Origin of the sequence: Streptomyces sp. NPDC058955, assembly GCF_042741435.1 — a bacterium.
Lineage (GTDB): Bacteria > Actinomycetota > Actinomycetes > Streptomycetales > Streptomycetaceae > Streptomyces.
Genome location: NZ_JBHYKM010000120.1, coordinates 1 through 23215, shown reverse-complemented (window position 1 = coordinate 23215; position 23215 = coordinate 1). Strand labels below are relative to the sequence as shown.

At 75.0% G+C, this 23215-nt stretch carries 21 protein-coding genes; 7 read left to right on the top strand and 14 right to left on the bottom strand.

The window, feature by feature from the left end:
* Positions 1 to 55 precede the first annotated feature (55 nt).
* Complete coding sequence (locus ACFW1I_RS31950) at positions 56 to 2290, bottom strand: RICIN domain-containing protein (protein WP_384676481.1); 2235 nt, start codon at positions 2288 to 2290, stop codon at positions 56 to 58.
* A 217-nt stretch (positions 2291 to 2507) separates the two neighbouring features.
* Between ACFW1I_RS31950 and ACFW1I_RS31945 the strand changes: the two genes are divergently transcribed.
* Positions 2508 to 3521 (top strand): LacI family DNA-binding transcriptional regulator, encoded by a 1014-nt coding sequence (locus ACFW1I_RS31945; protein WP_384676479.1) that lies wholly within the window; start codon positions 2508 to 2510, stop codon positions 3519 to 3521.
* A 105-nt stretch (positions 3522 to 3626) separates the two neighbouring features.
* Here ACFW1I_RS31945 and ACFW1I_RS31940 read toward each other — a convergent pair whose 3' ends face one another.
* The 4 genes from ACFW1I_RS31940 to ACFW1I_RS31925 form a co-directional block, all read right to left on the bottom strand.
* A complete protein-coding gene (locus ACFW1I_RS31940) occupies positions 3627 to 5840 on the bottom strand; it encodes a choice-of-anchor A family protein (RefSeq protein WP_384676477.1) in 2214 nt (737 codons plus the stop codon).
* A 73-nt stretch (positions 5841 to 5913) separates the two neighbouring features.
* The gene (locus tag ACFW1I_RS31935; RefSeq protein ID WP_384676475.1) at positions 5914 to 6795 is read right to left on the bottom strand and encodes a YhjD/YihY/BrkB family envelope integrity protein; all 882 of its coding nucleotides are present in this window, start codon (positions 6793 to 6795) and stop codon (positions 5914 to 5916) included.
* Positions 6796 to 6928: 133 nt separating this feature from the next.
* Complete coding sequence (locus ACFW1I_RS31930) at positions 6929 to 7720, bottom strand: DUF4239 domain-containing protein (RefSeq protein WP_384676473.1); 792 nt, start codon at positions 7718 to 7720, stop codon at positions 6929 to 6931.
* Between the two features lie 209 nt (positions 7721 to 7929).
* Positions 7930 to 8802 carry an alpha/beta hydrolase gene (locus tag ACFW1I_RS31925; RefSeq protein ID WP_384676472.1) on the bottom strand — a complete coding sequence of 291 codons (873 nt, stop codon included), beginning with the start codon at positions 8800 to 8802 and terminating at the stop codon, positions 7930 to 7932.
* Between the two features lie 282 nt (positions 8803 to 9084).
* On the opposite strand from ACFW1I_RS31925, the gene ACFW1I_RS31920 reads away from it, so the two are divergent.
* Entirely contained in the window at positions 9085 to 9540 is a 456-nt protein-coding gene (locus tag ACFW1I_RS31920) for a tellurite resistance TerB family protein (RefSeq protein WP_384676471.1), read from the top strand.
* A gap of 1 nt (position 9541) precedes the next feature.
* On the opposite strand, the gene ACFW1I_RS31915 is transcribed toward ACFW1I_RS31920, so the two are convergent.
* Together ACFW1I_RS31915 and ACFW1I_RS31910 are read right to left on the bottom strand one after the other, a co-directional pair.
* Positions 9542 to 10486: a M48 family metalloprotease gene (locus ACFW1I_RS31915; RefSeq protein ID WP_384676470.1), complete on the bottom strand. Its 945-nt coding sequence runs from the start codon at positions 10484 to 10486 to the stop codon at positions 9542 to 9544.
* Between the two features lie 4 nt (positions 10487 to 10490).
* Entirely contained in the window at positions 10491 to 10937 is a 447-nt protein-coding gene (locus tag ACFW1I_RS31910; protein ID WP_384676468.1) for a BlaI/MecI/CopY family transcriptional regulator, read from the bottom strand.
* Between the two features lie 158 nt (positions 10938 to 11095).
* Here ACFW1I_RS31910 and ACFW1I_RS31905 point away from each other — a divergent pair, with 158 nt between their 5' ends.
* The gene (locus ACFW1I_RS31905; protein ID WP_384676483.1) at positions 11096 to 11299 is read left to right on the top strand and encodes a twin-arginine translocase TatA/TatE family subunit; all 204 of its coding nucleotides are present in this window, start codon (positions 11096 to 11098) and stop codon (positions 11297 to 11299) included.
* A gap of 19 nt (positions 11300 to 11318) precedes the next feature.
* Here ACFW1I_RS31905 and ACFW1I_RS31900 read toward each other — a convergent pair whose 3' ends face one another.
* The 3 genes from ACFW1I_RS31900 to ACFW1I_RS31890 all read right to left on the bottom strand — a co-directional run bounded on the left by ACFW1I_RS31900 (position 11319) and on the right by ACFW1I_RS31890 (position 14635).
* A complete protein-coding gene (locus ACFW1I_RS31900; RefSeq protein WP_384676466.1) occupies positions 11319 to 12620 on the bottom strand; it encodes a DUF1254 domain-containing protein in 1302 nt (433 codons plus the stop codon).
* A gap of 73 nt (positions 12621 to 12693) precedes the next feature.
* On the bottom strand, positions 12694 to 13314 hold the full coding sequence (locus ACFW1I_RS31895; RefSeq protein WP_384676464.1) for a TetR/AcrR family transcriptional regulator: 621 nt from the start codon (positions 13312 to 13314) through the stop codon (positions 12694 to 12696).
* A gap of 70 nt (positions 13315 to 13384) precedes the next feature.
* Positions 13385 to 14635 carry an amino acid deaminase/aldolase gene (locus ACFW1I_RS31890; protein WP_384676462.1) on the bottom strand — a complete coding sequence of 417 codons (1251 nt, stop codon included), beginning with the start codon at positions 14633 to 14635 and terminating at the stop codon, positions 13385 to 13387.
* Between the two features lie 274 nt (positions 14636 to 14909).
* Here ACFW1I_RS31890 and ACFW1I_RS31885 point away from each other — a divergent pair, with 274 nt between their 5' ends.
* The 3 genes from ACFW1I_RS31885 to ACFW1I_RS31875 all read left to right on the top strand — a co-directional run bounded on the left by ACFW1I_RS31885 (position 14910) and on the right by ACFW1I_RS31875 (position 18678).
* Complete coding sequence (locus tag ACFW1I_RS31885) at positions 14910 to 16241, top strand: D-arabinono-1,4-lactone oxidase (RefSeq protein WP_384676460.1); 1332 nt, start codon at positions 14910 to 14912, stop codon at positions 16239 to 16241.
* A 55-nt stretch (positions 16242 to 16296) separates the two neighbouring features.
* The gene (gene corA / locus ACFW1I_RS31880) at positions 16297 to 17388 is read left to right on the top strand and encodes a magnesium/cobalt transporter CorA (RefSeq protein WP_384676459.1); all 1092 of its coding nucleotides are present in this window, start codon (positions 16297 to 16299) and stop codon (positions 17386 to 17388) included.
* A 72-nt stretch (positions 17389 to 17460) separates the two neighbouring features.
* A complete protein-coding gene (locus tag ACFW1I_RS31875; RefSeq protein WP_384676457.1) occupies positions 17461 to 18678 on the top strand; it encodes a sensor histidine kinase in 1218 nt (405 codons plus the stop codon).
* 10 nt (positions 18679 to 18688) lie between these two features.
* Here the strand turns inward: ACFW1I_RS31875 and ACFW1I_RS31870 are convergent, their stop codons facing one another.
* The 4 genes from ACFW1I_RS31870 to ACFW1I_RS31855 all read right to left on the bottom strand — a co-directional run bounded on the left by ACFW1I_RS31870 (position 18689) and on the right by ACFW1I_RS31855 (position 22151).
* A complete protein-coding gene (locus tag ACFW1I_RS31870) occupies positions 18689 to 19294 on the bottom strand; it encodes a TetR family transcriptional regulator (RefSeq protein ID WP_384676455.1) in 606 nt (201 codons plus the stop codon).
* Positions 19295 to 19337: 43 nt separating this feature from the next.
* A complete protein-coding gene (locus ACFW1I_RS31865) occupies positions 19338 to 20102 on the bottom strand; it encodes an SDR family NAD(P)-dependent oxidoreductase (protein WP_384676453.1) in 765 nt (254 codons plus the stop codon).
* A gap of 79 nt (positions 20103 to 20181) precedes the next feature.
* Positions 20182 to 21153, bottom strand: coding sequence for an NAD-dependent epimerase/dehydratase family protein (locus ACFW1I_RS31860; protein ID WP_384676451.1), 972 nt, complete (start codon positions 21151 to 21153; stop codon positions 20182 to 20184).
* A gap of 53 nt (positions 21154 to 21206) precedes the next feature.
* On the bottom strand, positions 21207 to 22151 hold the full coding sequence (locus ACFW1I_RS31855) for a ScbA/BarX family gamma-butyrolactone biosynthesis protein (RefSeq protein WP_384676449.1): 945 nt from the start codon (positions 22149 to 22151) through the stop codon (positions 21207 to 21209).
* Between the two features lie 127 nt (positions 22152 to 22278).
* On the opposite strand from ACFW1I_RS31855, the gene ACFW1I_RS31850 reads away from it, so the two are divergent.
* Entirely contained in the window at positions 22279 to 22959 is a 681-nt protein-coding gene (locus ACFW1I_RS31850; protein ID WP_384676447.1) for a ScbR family autoregulator-binding transcription factor, read from the top strand.
* Positions 22960 to 23215 lie beyond the last annotated feature (256 nt).

Below are 23215 nucleotides of genomic sequence, written 5' to 3'. Positions count from 1 at the left end.
GCCGCGCGCGCCCCGCCCGCCCCCCCCCCCCCCCGGGTGGAGGAGAAGGCTCCGGTCAGCCGGTCGTCCAGTGCTGGAGGGCGCTGCCGGTGTCCGGCTGCTGGGTGACCTTGGCCCCGTTCGCCGGTGAGGCGGTGGTCAGGAGGAGGCCGCTGCGCACGGAGGTGACGGTGGAGGTGCCGTCGGGGAGCCGGCGGAGCGTCCAGCGCTGGTTGGCGCCGCCGTGGCAGGTCCACTGGATGACCCGGGCGCCGGCGGCGGTGGAGCCGCTCTCGATGTCCGCGCACTTCCCCGAGGCGTTGTTGCGGAGCTCGTAGCCGCCGTCGGCGTGCGGGGTGAGGGTCCACTTCTGGTTGGCGCCGCCGTTCGGGGTCCAGGTGACCAGCCCGGTGCCGTCGGCGGTGCTGCTGTCGGGGTTGTCGAGGGCCTTGCCGCCGGCGACGAGGGTGACGGTCCGCGGGGCGTCGCCGACCGGGGTGAGGGTGAGGGTCTGCTCGGCGGCCGTGCGGCCGGCGCCGACCGGGGAGCCGGTGGTGTCGGTCCAGCTGCGGGCGGGCGCGGTCTCGGCGGTGCGGGCGGTGGCGGCGGAGAGGCCGAGGACGAGGCCGCTGTACCGGTTCACCAGCTTGACCGTGCCGGTGGGGGTGTTGTCGGCGGCGGAGGCGCCGCGGATCACGAACCAGTCCTGGCCGGTGCCGGAGGCCGCCGCGGCGACCGTCGGCTTCGTGCCCCACGCGCGCGTGCCGGGCCCGGTGGAGGCGACGCCGAGGAGGCCGCCGGTGGCGGCGTTGGCGATGCGGTAGGAGCCGTCGCCCTTCGCGCTGAAGGTCCAGTGCTCCAGCGCCGAGCCGGTGGCGGCCGCGGTGGAGGTGGTGGCGGAGCCGCCGGAGACCTGGGCCAGCACCCGGCCGTCGGCGGCGGCGATCCGGTAGGCGCGGGCGGTGTCGACGGGGGCGGCGGGCTCGTTCGTCCCGATGCTGAGGTTGACGTACTCGCCGCTGGCGCCGCCGGAGCACCCGAAGGAGCAGTAGGCGCGGAAGTCCCTGCCGACGATGCCGGAGCCGGTGCGGTTGCCGGCGTCGAGGAACCAGCGGTACCAGGAGGCGGTGCGGTAGCTGCCGGTGTCGCCGAGCCGGAACCACTTCTGGGTGGTCAGGTCGGTGGTCGCGTAGATCTCCTGCGGGGCGTCGCCGCTCTGGTCGACGGCCTGCGGCTCGCCGATGTACAGGCCGAGGTAGGCGTTGTAGGTGATGTCCATGACGAAGAGCGGGGAGGTGGCGGGGGTGAGCCCGGCGGCGACCTGCTGGCTCACCGAGCCGGCGTTCGCGGGGTCGTACTCCTTCTCCTTGGGCACGTAGCCGGTCGCGCTGCCCGCGCCGACCGGGACCATGGTGGACTCCCGGCCGCCGACGCCGGGCTGCGTCCAGGCGCCGTCGTACCACTTGCGCCACGAACCGGGCGCCATCTTCCCGGAGATGGGGGCGCGGGCGACGTGCCCGTAGAACGCGGCCCAGCCGCCGCCCTTGTTGACGATCCGGGAGCCGTAGAAGGCGTAGAAGTAGCCGGAGGCGGTGTCGACGAAGAGCCGGGGGTCGCCGGTGCCGTAGTGGTACGTCTGCTGCGGGAAGGCGGCGGTGTCGCCGCGCTCGGTGCTGTACGGCGAGGTGATGACGTGGTCCTTGACGGTCCAGGTCCGGCCCTGGTCCCGGGAGACGGCGTAGTCGATGCCGTCGTAGTGGATGCCGTCGGAGAAGGGCTGCGGGGTGAACTCGTTGTGGACGAGGCCGTACCAGTCGCCGGTGTCCGGATCGACCCACATCCCGGTCAGGTCGCAGTAGTTGCGGTGGGCGTAGCCGCTGCCGGCGGGGGCCGGGGTGGACTCCACGCCGGTGACGCTGTTGTTGCAGCGCCAGGTGGTGTCGTTGTTGCGGTCGGCCGGGTTCGCCGGGTCCACCGCGTCGCTGATCGCCGACGAGCGGGTGGCGGAGTCGAAGTCGGTGCCGGTGTAGAAGGTCCACTTGCGGGGGTCGGTCGCCCCGTACAAGGCGTGGGCCTGCTGGTAGTAGAAGGTGCCGTCCTTGTCGATGTACGGACTGGCGGGGGTGTCGTCGGGCCGGTTCCACGAACCCTTGGCGCCGACGGTGACCGTGTAGGTGGCGGTGGCGGACGCGGTGGTCGCGGGGGCGGGCGCGGCGCCGGCCGGCGGGGCGGCGGCGAGGGCGGCGCCGCCGCTCACGGCCAGGGCCGCCGCGACGAGCGTGCGCGCGAATCTGCTGCGCGGAAGGTGCACGAGTACTCCCTGGGGTGGAGGAGTCGAGCCGCTGGTGGCACGGACCCTAGAGCGCATTTGACCGGTAAAACAAGAGCCATGCGCCTGACTGCGCCCTTTCTCCACAAGGGAGTTGACGGACCGACAGGACCCCGGGGAAGCGCGGGAACGGCTTGACCGCAGGTGGGGGCCCGGTTACGTTGCGAGCCTGGCGGGGCGGGGGCGACGGGGGGGCGTCATGGTCACCATGCAGGACGTGGCGGAGCGGGCCGGCGTCACCAAGCAGACCGTCTCCAACGTCGTCACCGGGCGCGTCGCGGTGCGCCCGGCGACCGAGGCGCGGGTCCGCGCCGCGATCGCCGAGCTCGGCTACGTGCCCAATCTGGTGGCCCGTTCGCTCGCCACCGGCAGCAGCCGCACCGTCGGGCTCTTCGTCCCGACCGTCTCCGCGCCGTTCTACGCGGACGTCGTCGAGGAGGTCGAGGACGCCCTGGAGGAGCGCGGCCACCGGCTGCTGCTGTGCACCACCCGCCTCGACGGGGAGCGGGCCCGGCGCCACCTGGCCGCGCTGGCCGGCCGCTCCGTGGACGCCCTGCTGATCGCCGGCGACCAGGGGCTCACCGGCCATCTGCCGCTCCTCGCGGACGCCCGCTTCCCGGTGGTGCTGTGCGCCTGGGAGGCCGCGCTGCCGGACGGCTTCCCGGTGGTCACGGTCGACTACGAGCACGGCGGCCACCTCGCCGGCCGGCATCTGCGGGCGCTCGGGCACGAACGGGCCCTCGTCCTCGCCAGCCCCGCGCACACCGTCCGGACGGCCGGCTTCCGGCGGGCCTTCCGCGAGGACGGGGTCCCGCTGCCGGACGACGCCGTGCGGACGGCCGCCGAACCCACCTTCCGGGGCGGCCTCGCGGCGGCCCTCGACGCGCTGCGGGACCACCCGGAGGCGACGGCTCTCTTCGCCACCCACGACGTCCTCGCGGTCGCCGCCGTGGAGGCCGCCCGGGCCCTGGGCCGCACCGTCCCCGGCGACCTGTCCGTGGTCGCGCACGACGACACCCCGGCCGGCGTGCTGTCCGGCCGGACGCTCACCAGCGTGGTCCTCCCCAAGCGCGCGATGGCCCGGCAGGCCGTCGCCCTCGCCCTCGGCGCCGCCTCCTCCGCCGCCGCGCCGCCGGACCCGCGCCCCCGGCCGCTGCTCCCCGCCCTGGTCCCCGGCGACAGCACCACCCGTGCGCCGGGCGGGACGACCTGACGGCCGGAAGAGCGGACGGCCCCTGACGGCAGGAAGACCGGACGGCTCCCGACCGCCGGAAGGGGCGGACGGTGACCTCACCGTCCGCCCCTCTCGGTCACCGCGTCAGGCGGAGACGGTCCGCCGTACGCTGTCGGGGCACTCGTCGCCGTAGCCCTCGTCGCCGTAGCCCTTCGGCTCACAGGGGTCCGGGCCCGGACCGGGGTCGTCGCCCCGCTCGTTGTCCAGGGTGACGAAGACGGCCTCCTGCTCGGCGCTCACCACGTACGGCCCGCTGACCGGGTCGGCCGGCAGGTCGTAGCCGTCAGGAGCGGCCGTCTCCCGCAGGTAGTACGTGCCGTGGTCGAGCCCGCCGAAGCCGCACAGTCCGGCGAAGCCGGTGGTGCAGGGCGTCCCGATCCGGGTGTCGGGCTCGTCGCCCGAGGTCTGCAGCCCGGTGACGCCGTTCGTCTCCTCCCACAGCTCGAAGGTGGCACCACCCAGCGGCATCCCGCTGTCGGCGTCGGTCTTGACCAGACGCACCGACCCGGTCCCCGGCGGGATCGGCGTACGGGAGTTGTCCGCCTCGGCGGTGACGCCCGCCTCTGCGTTCTCCTCGGTCAGCACCAGCGGCCCGAAGACCGGATTCGCGGGCAGGTCGTACCCGTCAGGCGCCTGGGTCTCCCGCCAGTAGTACGTACCCGTCCCCACCGTCCGCTCGCAGACACCGTCCGCGCCGGTCACACACGGCTCGCCGACCGCCGTGTCCGGGTCGTCGCCACCGGTCTGGAGACCGGTGACGCCGTTCGTCTCCTCCCACAGCCGGAACGTCGCACCGGCCAGCGGGGCACCGCTCTCCGCGTCCGTCTTCACGACCCGCACCTCGCCGGTGACCGCGGTGGCCGTGTTGTCCGCCTCGACGCTCACACCCGCCGACGCGTTCTCCTCGGTCAGCACCAGCGGCCCGAAGACGGGGTCGGCCGGAAGGTCGTACCCGTCGGGGGCGTCGGTCTCCTGCCAGTAGTACGTGCCGGTCTCCACCGTCCGCGTGCACGTGCCGTCCGCGCCGGTCACGCACGGCGCGCCGACGATCGTGTCGGGGGTGCTGCCGGTGGTCTGCAGACCGGACACGCCGTTGGTCTCCTCCCACAGGCGGAAGGTCGCGCCCGCCAGCGGGTCGCCGGTCTCGGCGTCCGTCTTGAGGACGGTCACGTCGCCGGTGACGTCCTGCGGGGTGTCGCAGTTCGGGAGGTCGCCGGTGAAGGGGTAGGCGTGGAACTCCTGGCCGCCGCTCTCACCGAGGCTGGTGTGGGTGAGGGAGCCGGTGGTGAAGAAGCGTCCGTTGATGCCGGGCAGGCTGACGGTCGTGGTCGACGCCTGGTTGCCGATGAGGAAACTGCCCTGGAACTGGCCGGTGCCCGCCAGGTCGACCGTGGTCGCGTCGGGGAAGTTCCACAGCAACCGCTCGCGGTAGGCGTTGAGCGGGTCGTCGGTGTCGGCGATGCCGCCGCTGTAGGTGCGCAGGGTGCGGCTGTCGCCGGTGACGTTGACGAGGATCGTCGCGCCGGCCGGGATGTTCGCGAAGACGATGCCCTGCTGCCCGTCGTTCGGGCCCTCCATGTCGAAGTCGACGTTGAAGATCTGGAGCGGGGAGGTGCCGTCGCCGGTGAAGAGGGTCCGGCCGCCCTCGTTGACGGCGGTGCCGGTGGGCGTGCGCGGGGCGCCGTCCACCCGCGCGTAGCACTGGCTCGCGGCGGTCAACCGGTCGCGGAGCGCGAGGTAGGGCGTTGCGGCGGCGGCGTCCTGGACGAGGGTGGCCTGGACGTCGCCGGTGACGGTGCCCGCGTGGCGGACGACCCCGGCCTCGGCCAGCAGCCGCTCGCCCGTGGCGACCGTGATGTCGCCGCCGGTGGTGAGCCAGTCCGCGCCCTCGGCCGGCGGCACCTTCGAGCCGACGCCCACCTCTCCGATGTTGTAGTTGCCTCCTTCGGCCTTGTCCATGTCGAAGGCGTCGAGGACGACGACCCTGCCCTCCGCCTCCGCGGCCCGGCCACGGACCAGGTAGTCCTCGCCGACGTAGATGTTGATCGCGTTGTCCCGGCCCTTGACCGGGTCGTTGTCGATCGGCGGGAAGGGGGACGGGCAGGTCGTGGGGTCGCCCGACGGCGCCGCGGAGACGCAGGGGCCGAGGCCGCCGGGCAGGGGGGCGGCGGCCGCGGGGGCGGCGCCCGGTCCGAGCATCAGCACGGGCACGGTGGCGAGCGCCACGGCACAGGCGAGGCTCGTCGTCCCGGCGCGCCCACGGCGGTGCGCACGGGGACGATTCGTGTGGTTGGTCATGCCGGGAGTCTCAGAGCCGCACGGGCGCTCCACCACTCGTGAGGCCCGTGGTTGGGCCGGTCAGGTCGCGGGCTCACCCGTCAGGTGCGGTCGGGCCCGCCGTCGGGCCGGGCGCCGCCGGACGGATCCGGTCGGTGCCGAGCAGGCGGGCCAGGGTGGGTTCCCGGGCGAGGACGGCTCCGATGGTGAAGGCGAAGGTCAGCGCGGCGCAGACGACGATGAGCCAGGACAGCAGGGTGAGGACGAGCCCGAGGGCGCCGTACTCGGCGAGGGCCCGGTTGAGCGCCCCGGGCATGTAGAAGCGGGCGGTGATCCCGAGGGCGGTGGAGGAGGCGGCGCCCAGCAGGGCGCCGGGCAGCAGCGGCAGCCAGGGGACCCGCTTGGCGAGCAGCAGGTGCTGGGTCCACAGCCAGACGCCGACGGCGAGGAGGAAGAAGAGCGGGACGCCGAGCCAGGCCCCGGCGCCGAAGCCGGCGCGGATCGGCGCCTGGAGCAGGACGACGACGACCAGGGCGAGCAGCCAGACCGCCCACCGCCAGGCGGCGATCCGGGTGCCGGCCTTGGGCAGCCCCCAGGCGCGTTCGCAGACGCGGGCCATGGCGCGGCTGAAGCTGGTGGCGGAGACGAGGGCGATGACGGCGCCGACGGCGCCGCTGGTCTCCCGCACCCCGTCGGCGGCGCTCCGGTCGAAGACCTGCTGGAGCTGCTGGTCGGCGGCGCCGGTGAGGCCGAACATGGCGCGCAGGGACTCGCGGAGCTGGTCGCGCACCGGGGCGGGCGCGAAGGCGGCGAGGGCGAAGAGCAGGGGGACGGCCGCGAGGAACGCCTGGGCGGCGAGCCGGGTGCCGGCGTCGAGGAGGTTGCCGCCGACGAGCCGTTCGGTCACCTCGGTCAGCACGGGGAAGCGCCGCTCGGCGCCGGCGCGGAGGCGCCGCATCCGGTCCGCCCACGCCATCGCGCCTCCCGCCCCGCCTCGCCGGTCTCCCCCGCCGCGTCCGGCCGGGGCTGCCGCCCGCGCGCGGGCGGTCTCCGCCATGAGACGTCACCGGCGGGGCCCCGGCCACCCGGCGGCGGCCGTCCGGGTCGGGTCACTCCGCCCAGTAGCGGGCCAGCGCGCCCTCCTTGTACGGGGCGGGGCTCACGCTCAGCTCGCCCGCGAAGGGCCGGTCGAGGACCAGGACGAGCAGCAGGCTGAAGCCGATCAGGGCGGCGACGGAGGCGACGAACAGCACCTGGATCCGCAGCCGCCGCATCCCGTACAGGAAGGTCAGCGGGACGAGGACGAGGGCGCCGCCGAAGGCCAGGATCTGGAGCAGCGGCGGGAGTTCCTGCTGGGCCATGGTGATCCGGGCGCGGCGCTGCGCGGCCACGTCGTTGAGGTGCGACACGGCCTCCTCGTAGAAGACCTCCTCGCGCGGGGTCCTCGGGTCGTACGCCTGGAGCACGTCGAAGGCGTCGACGAGGCTGCGCTCGGTGGCGCCGTACTGCGGCACGCCCTCGCGCATCAGCGGCCACTGCTTCTCGACGACGGCGTGGACGTAGTCGCTGAGGGCCGCGTCGAGTCCGGTGCGGACGGGCGGCGGGAAGGCGGCGGCGTCGCGGGCGATGAGGGCGACGTCGGTGGCCTCGGCGGCGACGATCGTCTGCGTGCTCTCCAACTGGGTCCAGAGGGTGACGATGACGAAGGCGAGGATGATCCCGTAGATCGCGCCGAACATCCCGAGGGTCACGCCGACCATGTCGTTGTGCTCCCCCTCGGCGAGCGACGGATGGCGGCGGCGGAGCAGCACGCTGCCGGTGACGGCGAGCGCGACGGTGCCGCCGACGAGGGCGACGGCGAGGGTGAGGGAGCTGAAGTGGTTGAGCAGCCAGAGCGACATGGGGGCGGAGTGTAGGGATCCGGCGCACCCGCTCCGGACCGCTACCGAGGCGTACGCCCCCGGCGCACGGGGAGAGTGCACACCATCGGGTGACCCCGCCGAGCGCCCCGGTGACCGCCGTGGGGTGACGGCGGCCACCGGGCACCGGCCCGGATCGGGTCCGCCCGGACCGGGTCGGCCCGGATCAGGTCGGGTCGGGTCGGGTCGGGTCAGGTCAGCCGGGCGAGGAGGTCGGCGAAGAGCTCGGGCCGGCTCACGTACCCGACGTGCGAGGTGGGCAGGGTGTGCACGTCGAAGGGGTGGTCGGGGGTGAGTTCGTCCGCCTTGCGGATCATGAAGTCCTGGACCGCCGGGGTGAGGCTGTGGTCGGCGGAGAGCCGGACGTAGGTGTGCGGCACCCTGGCCCACGCCTCGGCCGCGACCAGCGCGGCCGGTTCGAGCACGGCGTGGTTCTCGTCGGCGTCGAGCGAGTCGAGGAAGTGCCGGAAGAGGTGGTCGGGGGCGTCGGCCATGATGGCGGCCTTCAGCGCGGCGTACGCCTCCGGATCGGTGTGCGCGCGCCGCCAGTCGAGGCGCACGACGCCGGGGTCGCGGCCGGTCGCCTCGCCGGGGACGGCGATCCGGGCGACCGCCGCGTCGAGCAGGTTCTCGTCGTCGACGTCCCACGGCTCGGTGAGCATCGCGGGGTCGGCGAGGCAGAGCGCCGAGAGGTAGACGACGCGGTGGACGAGGTCCGGGGCGGCGTTGACGACGGCGGTGAGGGTGAGGCCGCCGAGGCTGTTGCCGACGAGCACCGCGGGCCCGTGGCCGGCGAGCCGGCGCAGCACGCCGATGACGTGCCGGACGTTGTCGGCGAGGGTGACGCCGCTCATCGGGGAGGCTTCGCGGGCCAGGGCCGTGCGGTCCTGGTCCTGCCGGTGGTAGGAGGCGGGGCCGGTGGCCCGGTCGCCGTGGCCGGGCAGGTCGACGGCGTACGAGCGGTGGCCGCGCAGGGCCAGTTCGTTCCGGAGGGGGGTCCAGGCGCGGGCGTTGCTGGAACCGCCGTGCACGAACACGAACGTGGGGCGCTGGTCTGAGCGCATGGGGAAGATCCTCGTCATCCTGAGGCGGAACGGTGGACGCGTGGACCTCGGGACCGGCGGGCGCGACGGCGCGCGGGATCGGCACGGGCGCCGACGGCGCGGGTGCGGGTGGGGCCGGAACCGCGGTCAGCGCGCGGAACGGAGCCGGATCGCCCGGAAGTTCTGGATGACGGAGCACATGCGGGTGACCGTAACACCCCTCCCCCGCCGCCTCGCACCGATTTTCGGACTGCTAACTTCTACAGCACTGTAGAAGTTCGACCGAGGGAGTGTGAGCCGACGATGGCGCTGTGGGACCGGATCAAGGAGTCCGCCTCGACCATGCAGACCCAGCTGACCGCGCGGAAGAACGAACTGACCAGCGGGGCCTTCCGGGACGCGAGCATGGCGATGTGCGCGCTGGTGGCCGCCGCCGACGGGACCGTGGACCCGGCCGAACGGCAGCGGGTGGCCCAGCTGATCGCCACCAACGAGGTGCTGCGGAACTTCGACGCGGACGACCTCCGGAAGCGGTTCGAGGCGCAGCTCGACAGGCTGGCCGCCGACGCCGACTTCGGGAGGGTCGCCGTGCTCCAGGAGGTCGCCAAGGCGGCGAAGAAGCCGGCCGAGGCGCGGGCCGTCGTCCAGATCGGCATCGTCATCGGCGGCGCCGACGGGCACTTCGACCCGGCCGAGCGGGCCGTCGTCCGCGAGGCGTGCTTCGCGCTCGGCCTGCCCCCGCACGAGTTCGACCTGTGAGCTACAGCGGGGTCGCCGCCCGGAGGACCGCGTAGAGCGTCACCGCCGAGTTCGCCGAGACGAGGGCCGAGACGACGGCCCCGGCCACCGCGCCCCACAGGGCGAGGCCGACGGCGGTGAAGAGCGGCGGCCAGGCGCGCGGGGCCGGGGGCGGCGGCGCGAGGAGGGCGGCCACCCGGCGCGGCACCGGCCCGGCGACGGCGAAGGCCGGCAGGGTCGCGGGGCCCGCGCCGCCGGAGGCCAGCGCCGCCCGCCCGATGGCCCGCGCGACCACGCGCCGGCTGCCGACCCGTACCGCCGCCTCCTCGTCCGCCCAGCGCTCGGCCGCGTAACCGACGGTGGTCCGCAGCGGGCGCAGGAACGGATGGGCGGCCGCGGCCAGCCGGGCCACCAGCAGCAGCCGGTCGTGCCGGCCCGTCAGATGCGCCCGCTCGTGGGCGAAGAGGGCCCGCCGCTCGGCGGGGCCCAGCCGGGCGAGCATGCCCCGGCTGACGACGACCCTCCCCCGGGCGCGGCGCGCCGCCGCCGGGAGGGCGTACGCGTACGGGACCGGGTCCGGCAGCACCGCGACGGCGCGGTCCGGCAGCCCGGCCAGCGCCCGGGCGGCGCGCCGCCGGACGGTCCGGTGGCGCCGCAGCGTCCGGCCGCAGGCCAGGACCACCGCGAGGAGCGCGGGGATCGCCGCGCGGCCGGCGATCTCGTCGTACGGCAGGGCCGCCCGCACCTCCGGGTCCGACCAGGCGTCGGGGAGCGGGTTGCCGGGCAGCTGGGCGGTGCCGACGACCATGAGGAGCGCCAGGCAGAGCGTGCTGCACGCGGCGAGCAGGGCGGCGACGGCGGTGAGCAGCCGGGCCGCGGTGCGCGGGTGGAGGTGGTGCTCGGCGAGGCGGGCGACCGGCCACGCGGTCAGCGGCAGGACGAGCGGGAGGAAGACGAGGAGGCCCACGGCGTCAGTCCTCCTCCTGTCCGTCCTCCGCCGCCGGGGGCTCCCCCTCCGCCTCGGCGCGGGCCAGCAGCTCCCGCAGGAGCTGCTCGTCGGAGGCCGGCAGCGTGGTGACGAAGCGGGTGAGGACGGCCTCGCGGTCGCCCTCGCCGTCGAGCAGCCGGCGCATGCGGAGGGCGGCGAGCCCGGCCTCGTCGGCGACGGCCGTCCACTCGAAGGAGCGGCCGGCGCGTTCGCGGGCGACGGCGCCCTTGGCGTGGAGGCGGGTGAGGATGGTGATGACGGTGGTGTACGCGAGTCCCCCGCCGAGCCGGTCCCGCACCCGGCCGGCCGTGACGGGCCCGCCGGCGGCGCGCACCGCCGCGAGGACCTGGGCCTCCAGCTCGCCCTGGCCGCGCCGCCGTCCGGCCGCGCCGCCGGTGGGCTCCGGCTCGCCGGCGTCCCGCTTCTTCATCCGTCGTCCCCCTCGCCGTCCCCGGCCGCTCGTCCGGGCCACCCGGGCGTCGTTCATCGTTCGGGGGGCGACCCTACCCGGTCGTTCTACGCCCCTGTAGATTGACGCGGGTCCGACCGGCGTCCCGTCCCCCGCCAGGAGTGTCCCCCGTGTTCGGTATGAGCGAGATCGCGATCCTGCTGGTCGTCGTCGCCGTGGTGGTCGGCGCGCGCAAGCTGCCGGAGCTGGCCCGCAACGCCGGCAAGGCGGCCCGCATCCTCAAGGCCGAGGCGCGCGAGATGAAGGCGGGCGACGCGCCCCGGGAGCCGGCGGCCACGTACACCGTCAAGGAGACGGTCCGGAGTTCCGCCGAGCAGCGCTGAGCCGGCCGTCCCCTCCCGGTCAGCCGTCCGCGCCGTCGTCGCGGACGAGGCGCGGCAGGGGCCAGCGGCCGTCGAGGACCGAGGGGTCCGGGCCGTACAGCCGGACCACGACGGAGAACGGTCCGGCCGGGGCGGGCAGCCAGTTGGCGGCGTGCTTCGGGTCGGCGGGGCGCCGGTGGGCGACGTACAGGGTGAGTCCGCCGTCGTCGTCGTAGAGGATCCCCGGGGTGCGGTCGCCGAGGGCGTGCCGGCCGATCCCGTTCTCCGCGAAGCGCCGCCCGGGCGGTCCGTAGAGCGAGGCCGACCAGAAGAAGCGGGCGGGCGGCAGCTGTCCGGGGGCGAAGCGGAGCGTGTACGCGTGCCGGGAGCCGTCCGGCGGGCCGTCGCCGGCCGGCTCGCGCTGCCACACCTCGGCGTCCGGGAGTCCGTACGGCTCCTCGTCGGCGCCGAGCGCGCGGCGCAGCGGGGCGGCGCCGGCCTCGGCGCGGGTGCCGGGGAGGCCGGCCGGGCGGCTCGGCCCGGCGGCCGCTCCGGTGAGCTCGGCCCGGGCGTCGGCGATGCCCGCCGCGAGGGCGGCGCGGAGCTCCGGGGAGAGCGCGGCGGGCTCGAACTCCCCGCCGCCGTCGACGCCGAGGGCGGCGAGCCGGGCGCGCAGGTCGCGGTCGGCATCGAGGACGGGGAAGAAGCCGAGCAGGAAGTCGAGGACGGTGAGGAACTCGACGGTGTCGGCCTCCTCCTCCCGCCAGACCGGCCAGACCGGCTCCTCGGCCGGGTGCGGGGCGGCGGTGTCGGTGAACGCGGAGAGCGGGCGCAGCCGGTACCCCTCCTGGACCGCGCGGAGGGCCGGGACGTCGTCGGGGCCGGCGAGGTGGGTGCGGCCGACGATGCCGACGAGGTGGGTGGCGGCGCGCACCACGCCGGTGATCCCGTCGGGGACGGGGCCCGTCCAGCCGGGTCCGGCGACGAGGTGGTGACCGGCCTCCGGGCCGGTGGCGCGGCTGCCGACGAAGCCGGCGGGGATGGTGTCGAGGTCGTGGACCGGGAGCACGTGGTAGCGGTCGGTCGCCGGGACGGACAGCACCCACGGTTCGGCCCGCAGGTCGAGCCAGGCCCACGAGTGGACGATGTCGGCCGCGGCCGGAGCGAGCGGCCCGGTGTCGTGCCGGAAGCGGCCGAACCCGCCGGCGGAGCGGGGGTCGGCGGGGTCGACGGCCCGGGCGTAGAGGTTCCGGTAGCCGGCCAGGAGCGGGCGTCCCCAGATCCACGCCTCGGCGGCGGTCCGCCGCGCCTCCCCGGCCGTCGGCACCGTGCGCTGCGCCATGTCCGCCCTCCTCGCCCGACACATTTCCGCCCAAAGTGTCACGCTTCGGGAGGGTGTGCATCCGGAGGAGGTGCTAGGCGGTGGGCGCGTCCGGCGTGGTCAGCGGGACGGCGACCGAGGCGAGGTAGCGGGCGTACTCGTCCAGCGCGGCCAGCGCCTGCTCGTCGTCGCGGTCGATGAGCCAGGTGAGGGTGAGGCCGTCGAGGACGCCGAGTCCGTGGCGGGCGAGGACGGCGAGGTCCACGGTCCAGGCGAGGCCGGCCGTCCGGGCCATCGACTCCAGGTGGCCGCGGTTCACCTCCAGGTAGTGCCGGTACTGACGGCGGGCCAGGTCGGCGAGGCCGGGCCGGCGGAGCGCGTACTGGGTGACCTCGTAGGTGACCAGGTGCTCGTCCGGGCGGGCCCGGACCAGCTCCCAGTAGGCGTGCAGGATCGCGCGGACCTTCTCGAAGGGCGTGGCGCCCGCGGCGTGCGCGAGGCCGGCCGGCGGGAGGTTGCGCTCCATGATCCGCTCGATGACGGTCTGGAACAGCTCCTCCTTGGAGCGGAAGCAGTAGTGGAAGGCGCCGAGCGGCACCCCGGCCTCGGCCACCACGGCCCGGGTGGTGGTCTCGGCGACCCCGTCGCGGATCATGACCCGGATCGCCGCCTCCGCCAGCTGCTCGCGGCGCTCTGCGGCGGAGAGTCGGGGCATGGGGCGGTCTCCTCGGGAGGGGCGGGCGGCGCGGTCGGGTCACCGTACCGCGAGGGGGTCGGGGCCCCGTTCAGAGGAACGCCATGCCCTCGCCGCGGTAGGTGGGGACCTCGTCCACCACCCGGTCGTGCTCGACGAGGTGGAGGGTGTCGACGCGTTCGCAGAGCTCGCCCGCCTTGGCGTGCCGGAACCAGACGCGGTCGCCGAACCGGAGGGTGTCGGCGGCGGGTCCGGCGAGCGGGGTCTGCACCTCGCCCGCGCCCTCGGCGGCGAGCACCCGCAGCCCCGCCGGGTGGACGGGGACGGGCAGCCGGTCCGGGCCGGGGGCGCCGGAGGCGGTCCAGCCGCCGCCGAGGACGGTGACGTGCCCGGGGGCGGGGCGGCGGACGACCGCGAGCGCGAAGAAGGCGGCGGGCAGCGGGCTGAAGCCGCGGTAGTGGTCGAAGAGGGCGGGGGCGTAGAGCCCCGATCCGGCGCCGAGTTCGGTGACGGCGGGCTCGGCGGAGGTGGTCTCCAGGCTGCCGGTGCCGCCGCCGTTCACGAACTCCAGCGGCGCCACCTCGCGGACCGCCCGGACGGCGGCGGCGCGGCGGGCCCGCAGCTCGCGGGCGGAGAGCCGCTGGACCGTGCGGACGGCGGTGCGCATCGGGCGGGCCTGGGTCGGCTGGTCGTCGCCGACGCCGGCGATCTGCCCCTCGTACGCCATCACGCCGACCAGCCGCAGGCGCGGGCGGGCCACGACGGCGCGGGCCAGCTCCGCCGCCTGCGCGGGGGCGTGCAGCGGCGAGCGGCGCATGCCGAGGTGGACGCGGCCGCCGAGCAGCCGGAGGGAGGCGTCGAGGTCGAGGCAGACCCGGACCGGCGGGCCGGCGGGTCCGATCGCCGCGGTGAGGAGGTCGAGCTGTTCGGCGGAGTCGACCATCACGGTGATCCGGGCGGCGGCGTCCTCGTCGGCGGCGAGCCGGCGGAGCGCGTCGGTGTCGGCGGTCGGATAGCCGACGAGGACGTCCAGGCCGGGATCGTGGCCGGCGAGCCAGAGCGCCTCGGGGAGGGTGAAGGCGAGGACGCCGGCGAAGCCCGGTCCGGCCAGGACGGTGTCGATGAGGGCGCGGCAGCGGAGCGACTTGCTGGCCAGGCGGATGGGCTTGCCGCCGGCGCGGCGGGTCATCTGGGCGGCGTTGGCGCGCAGGGCGCCGAGGTCGACGACGGCGAACGGCGGCTGGAGTCCGGCGGTCGCCTTCTCCAGGTCGGCGAAGCCGGCGGGGCGCGGGGCGGGCGCGGCGGCGGTGGCGGCTGCGGCGTCGGGGCGGGCGCTTGCCATGGTGGGCGGCCTTTCGTGGACCGGCGGGGAGCGGACCTCCGGCGGAGCGGACCTCCGGCGGGCCTCCGCGGGAGCGGACCTCGGTGGAGCGGACTTCCGGCGGACCCCTGCGGGGACCGGTGGCGACGCCGTCACGGTCTCTTGGTCGTCCGTCCAAGTCAAGCCTCCGGGACCCTTGACTTGGACGGACGACCAAGTCCACCCTTCCGGACAGCGAGAACCGGCGGTAACCCGCCACGACACCCCGCGTATCGGCCCGAAGGGAACGCCCGGCATGAGCAGCAGCGAGAACGGCGGCGTCTGGCGCAACTGGGCCGGCAACGAGGAGGCCCGCCCCCGGCGGGTCCTGCGCCCGGCCCGCACCGAGGAGGTCGCCGCCGCGGTGAAGGACGCGGTACGGGACGGGCTGCGGGTCAAGCCGGTCGGCTCCGGGCACTCCTTCAGCGGCGTCGCGGTCGCCCCGGACGTCCAGCTCCGCCTCGACCGGCTCGACGCCCTGCACCCGGTGGACCCGGAGACCGGGCTCGTCACCGTCGGCGCGGGCATGCCGCTGTGGAAGCTGAACCCGCTGCTCGCCTCGCACGGCCTCGCCCTGGAGAACATGGGCGACATCGACCGGCAGACGGTCTCGGGCGCGATCTCCACCGGCACCCACGGCTCCGGCGTCCGCTTCGGCGGCATCGCCACCCAGGTCCGGGAGCTCGAACTCGTCCTCGCCGACGGGTCGGTGACGGTCTGTTCGGCGCAGGAGCGGCCGGAGCTGTTCGCCGCGGCCCGGGTCGGCCTCGGGGCGCTCGGCGTCCTCACCAAGGTCACCCTCCAGACCGTCCCGCTCTACGCCCTGCACGCCCGGGACGCCGCCATGCCGGTCGCCGAGACCCTCGGCCGGATCGACGAACTCGTCGCGGACAACGACCACTTCGAGTTCTTCTGGTTCCCGCACAGCGAGACCACCCTGACCCGCCGCTTCCGCCGGCTGCCCGCCGACACGCCCCTCTCCCCCATCGGCGCGTTCTCCCGGCGGCTCGACGAGGCCGTCAGCGGCCCCGGCTTCGAGGCGCTGAACCGGCTCGGCACCCGCGTCCCCCGCCTGGTGCCGCCGATCACCCGCTTCGCCGCGCGCGCGATGTCGTCCCGGAGCTGGACCGACCACGCGTACCGGATCTTCGCCTCGGTGCGCGACGTCCGCTTCCACGAGGGCGAGTTCGCGATCCCGCGCGCGCACGCGGCGGAGGCGCTGCGGGAGCTGCGGGCCTGGATCGACGCACAGGGCGAGCCGGTGTCGTTCCCCCTGGAGGTCCGCTTCACGGCCGCCGACGACATCTGGCTCTCCACCGCGCAGGGCCGGGAGAGCTGCTACATCGCCTTCCACCAGTACCACCGGATGCCCTACCGCCGGTACTTCGACGCCTGCCAGAGGATCCTCGGCGCGTACGGCGGCCGGCCGCACTGGGGCAAGATGCACGACCTCGGCGCGGCGGAGCTGCGTCCCCGCTACGAGCGCTTCGACGACTTCGTGGCCCTCCGGAACCGGCTCGACCCGTCCGGCGTCCTCTCCAACCCGTACCTCGACCGGGTCCTCGGCGCACCCCCGGCGGCGGGCTGATCCTCCGCGCGGCGCGGTGGCACACTGGCCCCTGGCCCGCCGAAGGAGTACCACCGTGTCCGTCATCCAGCGCCTGCGCACCGCCGTCCGCCGGACCTACCGGCGCACGGTGGACCTCAGCCACCCGGCCCGCTCCCCGCTCGGCAGCGCCGTCGTCAACTGCGTGGTGTACGTCGACGGGGTGCGGCGGACGGTCCGGGGCGCGAGCGCCGAGGACGCGCTGCGGTACGTGCGCCGGGGCGGCGACGGCTTCGTGTGGATCGGCCTGCACGAGCCGGCGGAGAAGGAGCTGACGGTGCTCGCCGAGCTCTTCGGGCTGCACCCGCTGGCCGTCGAGGACGCGGTCCACGCCCATCAGCGGCCCAAGGTCGAGGAGTACGACGGGGTGCTGTTCGCCGTCCTGAAGACGGTCCGGTACGTCGAGCACGAGGAGCTGACCGCCACCAGCGAGGTGGTGGACACCGGCGAGTTGATGGCCTTCGTCGGACCCGACTTCGTGATCACCATCCGGCACGGCGGGCACGGCTCCCTCGGCCCACTGCGCGAGGCGCTGGAGGCGATGCCCGAGCAGCTGGCCAAGGGCCCGTCGGCGGTGCTGCACGCGATGGCGGACCACGTGGTGGACGACTACCTGGCCGTCACGGACTCCGTCCAGACCGACCTCGACGCGATCGAGAACACGGTCTTCTCCGCCCAGGCGGACCGCGGCGACGCCGGCCGGATCTACCAGCTCAAGCGGGAGCTGCTCGAACTGCGCCGGGCGGTCGCCCCGCTCTCCCGCCCGCTGACGGAGCTCGCCACCCGGCCGATGCCGCTGGTGGACCCCGAGATCCGGGCGTACTTCCGGGACGTCACCGACCACCTCGCCCGGGTGACCGAGCAGATCGCCTCCTACGACACCCTGCTCGACTCGGTGCTCCAGGCCCATCTGGCGCAGGTCACGGTGGCGCAGAACGAGGACATGCGGAAGATCACCGCGTGGGCGGCGATCGTCGCCGTGCCGACCATGGTGTGCGGGGTGTACGGCATGAACTTCGAGCACATGCCGGAGCTGCGCTGGACCTACGGCTACCCGGTCGTCCTCGGGGTGATCGCCGTGGCGTGCTTCGTCATCCACCGCGGCTTCCGGCGCAACGGCTGGCTGTAGCCCTCCCCGGTCCGCGGATATGAGAGGTTTGCTCCGTTCATCCGATCGGCGGGCGGAGAGGTGCGGCACGGCATGGCGCGGTGGGACGGTACGGAGACGGCGGCGGGCGCCGCCGGGGACCCGGGGACGGCGGACGGCGAGGCCCGCTGGTTCCGGATCCTCCTCCACGTGGGCTTCTTCCTGCTGCTCGGCTCCTCGCTGACCCGCTTCCTGATGCGGCACACCGGCGACGGGACCGCCCCCTGGGTGGTCGCCCTCTCCGCCGCCCTCTCCGCGCTGTACGTGGCCGAGCCCGCGATCGGCGAGGGGCGGCGGCGCCGGCACCTGTGGCTCGGCGCCTGCGCGGCGGTCTGGATCGCGCTGGTCCTGCTCGCCCCCAGCTTCGCCTGGTGCTCGATCCCGCTCTTCTACCTGGGGCTGCGGCATCTGCGCCCGGCCGCCGCGGCGGTGCTCGTCGGGCTGCTCACCGTCGTCTCGGTCACCGCCCAGCTGCGGCTCGCGGGCCGCTTCGAGTTCGACGTCCTGCTCGCGCCGCCCGCCATCGCCGCCATCTGCGTCGCCGTCTTCGTCCGCATGGACCAGCAGACCCGGCGGCAGCGCGAGCTGATCGCCGACCTGGTCCGGACCCGGCGCGAGCTGGCCGCGACCGAACGCCGCGAGGGCACCCTCGCCGAGCGGCAGCGGCTCTCCATGGAGATCCACGACACCCTCGCGCAGGGCCTGTCGAGCCAGCGGATGCTGCTCCAGGCCGCCGACCGGACCTGGCGCTCGGACCCCGACACGGCCCACCGGCACGTGCGGGCGGCCGGCGAGATCGCCGAGCACAACCTCACCGAGGCCCGCCGCTTCGTCCACGACCTCGCCCCGGCCGACCTCGCCGGGGGCGGCGGCCTGGACGAGGCGCTGCGCGCCCTGGCCCGCCGGGAGTCGACCGCCGGACTCGCCGTCCGCTGCCACATCGAGGGCGTCCCGCCCCGCCGGCTGCCCGACCGGGTCCAGTCGGCGCTGCTGCGGATCGCCCAGGGCGCGCTGGCGAACGTACGGGAGCACGCGGACGCCCGTACCGCCGCGCTCACCCTCACCTATCTCGACGACCAGGTCGTCCTCGACGTCGCCGACGACGGCCGCGGCTTCGACCCGGCGGCCGTCCGCGACGGCGGCGGAGTGCGCGGCCACGGCCTGCCGGCCATCCGCACCCGGACCGACCAGCTCGGCGGCACCCTCACCGTCGAGTCGGCGCCGGGCGAGGGCACGGTCCTGTCGGCCGCCGTCCCGCTGCCCGCGGTCTGACGGGCCCGGCTCAGAGCGCGGGCGCCCCGCCCGGGTAGGCGACCCGGGCCGTGATGCGGGCGATCCGCCGCGCCGACTCCTCGGGGCTGGCCACGGGCTGGACGATGTGGCTCACGGTGAGCCGGACGATGGTCTCGACGGCGAGCCCCCGCGACTCCTCGTCCACATCGGGCCACGCGTCGACCGCGTACGCGTCGAGCAGCGCCATCGCGGTGCCGAAGACGGGGTCGGTGCGGGTGGTCAGATAGGCCAGCAGATCGGCGTCGGCACCCCCGCGCGCGGCCAGCAGCACGCTCTTGATCAGCGGATTGTCGACGGCCTGCTGGAGCGTGTACCCCACCCCGGCCCGCGCGGCCCGCTCCAGGTGCCCCCGGTGCGCCTCCAGCTCCCCCTGGATCCCCACGAGGAACCGTTCCAGCTCCCGCTGCACGAGCGCCCCGCCGATCGCCTCCTTCGAGCCGAACTCGTTGTACAGGGTCTGCCGGCTGATCCCCGCGGCCCGCGCGATGGCGGTCATCCGCAGCACGCCCCACCCGTCGGCCGCGACGAGCCCGTAGGCGGCGTCGAGCACCTGCTCGCGCAACAGGGACCGCACACTCTCACGGAAACTGGTCATCGTGCCCCCACCTTAGGGCGTGCCCTTCCGGACCCGCCCCGCCTCACAGTCCGGACCCTCCGCCCGCCTCCAGGTACTGGCCGGTGACCCAGCGGGCGTCGTCGGAGACGAGGAAGGCGACGACGTCCGCGATGTCCCCGGGGGTCCCGATCCGGCCGAGGACCGCGTGCGCGGCGAGCGCCGCGGCGGCCTCGGGGGTGGCCCGCAGCCGGGCGTTCATGTCGGTGGCGACGAAACCGGGGGCGACCGTGTTGACGGTGATCCCGCGCGGGCCCAGCTCCTTGGCGAGGGCCAGGGTCATGGTGTCGACGGCGCCCTTGGTCATGGCGTAGGTGACGGACTCCGGGTAGGCGTGCCGGGAGGTGAGCGAGGAGACGTTCACGATCCGGCCGCCGTCGCGGAAGCGGTCGAGGCCGCGCTGGACGAGGAAGAGCGGTGCCTTCACGTTGACCGCGAAGAGCCGGTCGAAGACCTCGGGGGTGAGCTGGTGGAGCCGGCCGGAGCCGCTCGCGCCGGCGTTGTTGACCAGGATGTCGATCTCCGGTCCCGCGCCGGCGTCGGCGAGCCCCCGGTCGAGCTCCGCGTAGAAGGTGTCGACGGCGTCGGGGCGGTCCAGCTCGGCGCGGAAGGCGAAGGCCCGGCCGCCCTCCGCGGCGACGGCCGCCACGGTCGCGGCGGCGGCGGTCCGGTCGCTGCCGTAGTGGACGGCGACGAGGGCTCCGTCGCGGCCCAGCCGCTCGGCGATGCCGCGCCCGATGCCCCGGCTCGCTCCGGTGACGATCGCGGTCCTGCCTGCCAGTCGGGCCATGGGGGTACGTCCTGCCTCGTGCTGTGGGTCGTGTCGTGGGGACTGTACGGCCCCGGGTGCGGGCGGGGCGGCGCGGGGCTCAGCCGCGGGCGGCGAGCAGCTCCCGGTACCAGGGGAGGTGGCGGGGGAAGGCGGCGGTGAAGGCGGGTCCGGGGCCGCGGCCGAAGTCGGTCCAGGGGCGTTCGTCGGCGAACCAGTGGTCGACGCCGAACAGTTCCAGGTGGTGGGCGGCGACCGGGTTCCCGGCGAGCAGCGCGCGGGCCTCGTCGAGTTCCACCGCGGGGCCGCGGGCGGCGCGGACCGCCTCCGGCAGCAGGGGGTCGACGGCGGCGAGGAGTTCGGCGTCGGAGACCGGGTCGGGGTGGGAGACGCCGTACGCGCCGGGCCGGGTCGCCGGGGAGAGCGCGGCGCCCAGCAGGGCGCCCGCCAGGCTGTCCACCTCGACCGCCGAGTGGAGGGTGCCGGTGCGGGCGAGCGGTCGCGGCAGGGCGGCGAGCAGCGTCAGCAGGCCGGGGACGACCTGCCGGTCGCCCGTCCCGTAGACGAGGTGCGGGCGCAGCACGCTGCCGCCGGCGTCGAGGACGTACCGCTCCCCGGCCGCCCTGGTCCGGCTGGTCGCGGACCCGGGGGCGAGCGGGAGGCCGTCGGGCGCGGCGGCGCGGAAGGGGCCGCGGCCGTGCACGGAGGCGGTGCTGAGGGAGACGATCCGGCCGGCGCCGGCCCGGGCGGCGGCGGCCACGAGGTCGCGGGTGCCGTGCTCGTTGACGGCGCGCAGCAGGTCCTCGGGGCCGCCGATCGCGGAGGCGCAGTGGACGACGGCGTCGATCCCGTCGCAGGCGCGGCGCAGGGTCGCGGGGTCCCGGAGGTCGCCCCGGACGGTCTCGACGACGGGCCCGCCGGCCTGCGGTCGGGCCGTGGCCGCGGCGGGTGCCGCGTCCGGGTGCCGGACGAGGAGCCGCACATGGCCGAGGTCCGGGTGCGCGGCGGCCGCGGCGGCGACCCGGCCGCCGATGAAGCCGGTGGCGCCGGTGACGAGGATGCGGGTTCCCATGGGTTCTTCCGGTCGGTGCGGGTGGTGCGCGGGAGTGGCGTGCGGCGGCGCGCTCAGCCCGCCCGCAGGGCGGGGGCGCACGCGGCGGCGGGGACCCGCCGCGGGGCGGAGAGGGTGCAGTCGAGGACCGGGGCGCCGCCCTGGTGGGCGAGGACCTGGACCGTGACGGTGTCCCGGTGGAGGCCGGTCAGGACCTCGGCCTCGATCCAGCAGGGTTCGTCGAGCTCCGCGTAGCGGTGGAAGCGGGCGTTGAGGCCGACGGGCAGCAGCCCGCCGTCGCCCGTGGCGGCCACGGCGGCCTGGCGGGCGGCTTCGAGGAGCAGCATCCCGGGGACGTGGTCGTTGGCCCGCCGGAAGAGGGTGGGGTGGGTGGTGTCCACGCGCAGCCGCCAGCGGCCGCCGGTGTCCCCGGGGGCGAGCACGACGTCCTTCTCGCGGTCCCGGCCGACGGTGTGCGGGGGCATGGCGGGCAGCAGCGGCACGGGGTGCTCGGCCGCGGCCATGCGGGGGCCGCGCATCCTGCGGTAGGCGGGGGCGGAGGTGCAGGCGATGCCGCCGCCGCCGGAGGCGAGCCGGCGGCCGTTCCGGCTGAGGACGAGGGAGGTGCGCATGTCGCGCAGTCCGCGTCCCCGGGTGCGTATGTCCGAGCAGAGCAGGTCGACGGTGATCTCCGCCGGTCTCTCGTCGCGGGTCAGCTGCCCGGCGTCGGCGTCGTAGGAGAGGTCCCACATGACGAACTGATCGTCCTCGGGGACACCGAATTCCGCGTGACTTACCAGCATGGTGGCCTGGCGCATGGTTTCGGCGACCAGGAGCGGGTCGTGGTGTTCCCCGGTTTGCGGTACGAAGAAGGGGTGTTCCACGGGCCAGCGGGCGGTCACGGAGAAGCGGTTCTCCGCGCTCCGGGTCCATCCGACGGGCAGTATGTCGGCGGGATCGGCACGGTGAACGAACTCTGCGGGGACGGGAGTTGACAGCCCTTGAAGGTTCTGGTCCATGACTCCCCTTGCATTGCCCGTCGAGGTCCGCCGAGTTAGGTCGCGCGTAGAATACGTACAGTACGGTTTTCTTTTCAATGCTTCACGTCACAGGGTGAGCACGGACAGCGAGACAGCAGGAGGCATCTTGGCGCAGCAAGCGCGTGCGATCAGGACCCGGCGCATCATCCTCGATTCGGCGGCGGCTGTCTTCGCGGAGCGCGGTTACGAGCGGGCGACGATCGGGGAGATCCTGACGCGTGCCGGAGTGACCAAGGGGGCACTGTATTTCCACTTTGCTTCCAAGGAAGAACTCGCGGTCGGCGTGCTGAACGCCCAGCTGCTCGACGAGCCCCTGACCCCGCAGGACGTGAAGCTCCAGGAGCTGGTGGACCAGGGCTTCCTCCTCGCCCACCGGCTGCAGACGGATCCGCTGGTCCAGGCGAGCGTGGCGCTCGCCCTCGACAGCGGCGCCACGAGCGTGGACCGCGCGGCGCCGTTCCAGGCGTGGGTGGAGCAGGTCGCCGAGGCCCTCACCGTCGCCAAGGCGCGCGGCGAGATCCTGCCCCATGTCAACGTGGTGGACACCGCGGAGCTCTTCTCCGGCGCGTTCGCCGGCATCCAGACCATGTCCCAGGTGGTTTGCGGTCGCGACGACCTGACGCACCGTGTCGTCGTCCTGCTCCAGCACGTCCTGCCGAGCATCAGCACCCCCGCGGTGCTGACCGGCCTCGACCTGTCCCAGGAGCGCGCGAAGCTGCTGGCCTCGGCGTACGAGGAGTCCCGGCGCCTCCGCGAGGAGGCCGACCTGGCGGATGCGGAGAGTTAGCGGAAAACCGACCACTCGGTCTCGTAAGGCGCCCCGACGGCACTCCGCCGTCGGGGCGCTCTGGCGTCATGGCACTGAGTGTGTTTTGCTGAGGGTACTCAGTGCCATACGCGGTGCCGCGGGCGCATCCGGGTGCCACAAGCCAGGTGCCACAAGCATTTCCAGGGAGCTCAAGACCATGGGCAAGGACTTCGACCTGTACCGGACCTCCGAGGAGCACGAGATGCTCCGGGAGTCGGTGCGTGCGCTGGCGGAC